This is a genomic window from Bacteroidia bacterium (assembly GCA_025056095.1).
Taxonomy (GTDB): domain Bacteria; phylum Bacteroidota; class Bacteroidia; order JANWVE01; family JANWVE01; genus JANWVE01.
Genome location: JANWVW010000258.1, coordinates 1 through 3,743, shown reverse-complemented (window position 1 = coordinate 3,743; position 3,743 = coordinate 1). Strand labels below are relative to the sequence as shown.

Genomic DNA, 3,743 nt, shown 5'->3' with positions numbered 1-3,743 from the left:
CCCGTAGCACGCCGACCTTGCCCACACAAGCGCAAGCGAAGTGTGGGCAAGGGCACGCCCAAAAAATTAAAACTTAATCTCTCACTATCATTCTTACGTAAAGCAGGAATCTGTGAATTATTCATTACCTTCACTATCCTGATTTTGCTGTCTACGCTTCCGTTTAGGAGGATTTTTTTCCATTTCTGCTTCTTTCTCCTCTAAACGTTTTTCACGTTTTTGGTCATATTCAGCTTGCTTACGTATTTTACGATTTGCCCTTTCCGCACGTTTTCTTTTACGCTCTTTTTCCTTAGCTACTTTCTTCTTTAATTTCTCTTTTTTCTTCTTCTCTTTTTTGTTTTCAGGAGGTTGTACGTCAATAGCAATATTGTAGGGAATAGGAGGACCATTATATTGGGCTTGAAAGTCTACCAATTTAAGGGATTCTTCGGGGTAAGCTGCTAAAATCCAATCATACCTACCTCTATAAGTCATTTCTCTAATCATAATTCGCTTCGTTTCTTCCTTTTTAATCACTTTTCGTTTCATTTTAATTTTTCGCTTACCGTGCTTTCCATATTTAATTTTGCTTAAATCTTGCGGTACTATACGCACTACAATTTTAATCGGATGATCAACATTTTTCTTTACTTTGAAGTTGGTTACAATAGCTTCCCCCTTAGAAGTGGTAATGTAGTTACCTTTGCCTACTCCTGTATATCTGCCCATTAACTTACAATGTTTGTGTTTATTCCTAAAAAAATTACGGGCGTCGTGCTTAATAACTTGCCATCGCGTAGGTTTATCAAATTGAATAGGGCATTCCTGCTGATTGAGCAAACAACTATTGCTCGGTACAGTAATCGGGTAACAAGTGTAACGTGAAAAACGGCGGGCTTTTTGTAGTTTGGCATAACAGGAATAGCTGTACTCTTTCAAACGAAAACGAATAGGCTGCTGATAGCAACTGTAGCGCCTAAAAGAATAGAACCTTTTTGTCTTTGGTGCGCATGAGTAACGATATTCCTTTAATCTAAATTGAACGGGCTGTTGAAAACAACTGTATCTCTTAAAAGAATAGAATTTTTTCGTTTTTGGGGCACAAGAATATCGATATTCTTTTAATCTAAACTGAATAGGCTGTTCATGACAACTATACCTTTTGAATGAATAGAATTTTTTTGTTTTAGGGGTGCAAGAATATCTGTATTCTTTGAGCTTAAATTGAATGGGCTGCTCACGGCAAGCATACCTTCTAAAAGAATAAAACTTTTTAGTTTTGGGCGTACAGGAATATCCTATATCTCTTAAACTAAATGTTATACGCTGCTCCTGGGGATTGTAACGACTAAATCGCTTTGCTCTACGAGTCTTGTAACCTGGATTGTAGTTCAAATCCCTTTGTTTTACAGTATATTTGATGGGATAACATCCACTTCCACGACATATAGAGCGCCGATAACCACTTCTACTTGTTGATTTTGCTTTTTTGTACCTTATACCAATGGGGTAGTTCATTCTTTTTACGGATGCCCGAACTTTTACTTGTTGGCATCCTTCTCCTTTACAAACTCGCTTGCGATAAGAATAATTCGTATTACCCTGTGCATAACTTTCCTCACACAAAGTAAAAAATAAAACACAGCATATTATACTGTATATGCGCTGAACTTTTATCCATACAAGTATATCCCAAAATCTCATTACGCTGTGTAAAATAGTAAATTCTGTGCCATTGAGTAGCCTTTATACGTATTTGGCATAGCAAAGATATAAAAAATATTGTAATTTTATGCAAAACTAATGAATGTATTTTTTGTAACTTGGCTTTTTAATGTTCAACTTTGCACTTTTAATTTTTTCTCCTTAATCCAAAGTAGCTAACTTTTGCGCTAAATGTTTATTTACCTCTATGCACTTCTCTACGGAAATACCATTGAGCCAATTGCCTGAAAAATAAATTCCTTTTGATTCCCATTGATGTACAAAAGGCAAAATGTCAGCATAATTAGCTTCATATTGTGGAATAGCTTTTTCCCATACATGTAGATGAGTAAAAATAGGAGCTTCGGTTATATTAAGGTAGTTTGCTAATTCTTGATGTACTTTATCTTGAATCTCATTTTGCGAATACGACAAAAATTTTTGACCTATAAAAGAAGTTAGTAAAACTTCATCGGAATGGCAAGTGTTGGGAAATATTGTGGAAGAGAAAATAGTACCCAAAATGAAAGTATTGTACATGCTGGGGTGCAAAGCACCAAAGCCATCTAACTTGTGCTTTACTTTATCTTTACGATAAACAGAGTGCACAACACATACAGGTGCATAGGGAATACATGCCAACTTTTGTGCAAAGTCAGCAGACAAGGATTCTACGTATTTTGCAACACTATACGCAGGTGCAGTAAAAACAATTCTTTTAGCAGAAACAGTATTTTTATTGGACAAAATGAGAGTATGTTTTAAGTCTCCGAATTCAATTTTTTCTATAAACGTGTTGAGATACACACTTGATTTTTGGGCTTGATATATTGTTTGTACTAAGGTGTGCATACCGTTCCGAAATGAAATACTCCCTTTTGAACGATACATCTTTTGATATTTGATAAAACCTTTAATGATGCTGCCTGTGTGTTTTTCGGCTTCTATTAAAGTGGGAAAAGCATATTCGGTAATTAGCTTTTGACTATCCCCAGCGTATATGCCTGCTACAAATGGATTTACCACTTGCTCTGCTACTTCAATTCCAAAATGGCGTACAAAAAAATCATGTACAGTTTCTTTTTTGGGCGGATTAGGATTAGGTTTTTTAGATAAGTCTTTGAGTATTTGAATTTTTGTAGATAAGCTAAAAAATGAATTCAAAAGAAGTGAAACGGGATTTGAGGGCAAAGCGGCATAGCCATTTTTCTTTAAGATAAACCGTTTTCGAGCTTTTTTGTCAGGATAGATTATTTGTTCAGTTAGATTAAGCTCTTGGATAAGCTCCCATACGTGCGGTTTGGCTAATACAGTGTTAGGTCCAAGCTCGAGTGTTCTACCTTGTAGGCATAGCGTTTGAATATTACCCCCTATTTTTTGGGATTGTTCTACAAGAATATAAGGAATTTTTTGTTTTTGTAAGTAGTAGCCCAATGTCAATCCGCTTATTCCTCCACCAATAATAACTATCATGGTTTTAGAGTGGAAGTTCAGCTAAATGATCTTTTTTCAAAGGCTTAGTGATAAATTTGACTACATTTTGATATGAAAAAGCATGATCTACGTCCGCTTGATTGTTAGATGAGGTAAGAATTATTATCTTAGTGTGATTATTGTACTGTTGAGAAAAATCTTTGAACCATTCTAAAAATGCAAAGCCGTTTTCGCCAGGCATATTCAAATCTAAAAATATCACATCTGGCAAAGGTTCTTTGTTTTTAACGAGTAGCTCTATAAACTCTTTTGCATTTTTGACAGAGGTACAAGCATGTACGTGCTGTGCAAATTGCATTATATCAATCACTCTGCGATGAATGAAGTTATCCACATCATTATCATCAATTAGTAGGATAGAGCGCACTTTCATTTCTTAGCGCTGCAAAGGTAATAAATTTATTTTGTCTTACAATTGACTTTTTATTGTTTATTGTATGTAAAGGTTAATTTTTTGGGCGTGCCCTTGTGGGCATTTCGCTTCGCTCATGCCCACAAGGTCGGCGTGCTTCGGGCTACGCTATCGCTTCGGTGCTTCGCTGCGCTCCGCACTGGGCTATCGC

3 protein-coding genes are annotated in these 3,743 nt (G+C 36.0%); all 3 read right to left on the bottom strand.

The features are described 5' to 3' along the window. Positions 1-117: 117 nt before the first annotated feature. The 3 genes from NZ519_12985 to NZ519_12975 all read right to left on the bottom strand — a co-directional run bounded on the left by NZ519_12985 (position 118) and on the right by NZ519_12975 (position 3,553). Complete coding sequence (locus NZ519_12985; protein MCS7029669.1) at positions 118-1,686, bottom strand: hypothetical protein; 1,569 nt, start codon at positions 1,684-1,686, stop codon at positions 118-120. 162 nt (positions 1,687-1,848) lie between these two features. Then, positions 1,849-3,159, bottom strand: a complete 1,311-nt coding sequence (gene hemG, locus NZ519_12980; GenBank protein ID MCS7029668.1) for a protoporphyrinogen oxidase — start codon at positions 3,157-3,159, stop codon at positions 1,849-1,851. Between the two features lie 4 nt (positions 3,160-3,163). Further along, positions 3,164-3,553, bottom strand: a complete 390-nt coding sequence (locus NZ519_12975) for a response regulator (GenBank protein ID MCS7029667.1) — start codon at positions 3,551-3,553, stop codon at positions 3,164-3,166. Positions 3,554-3,743 lie beyond the last annotated feature (190 nt).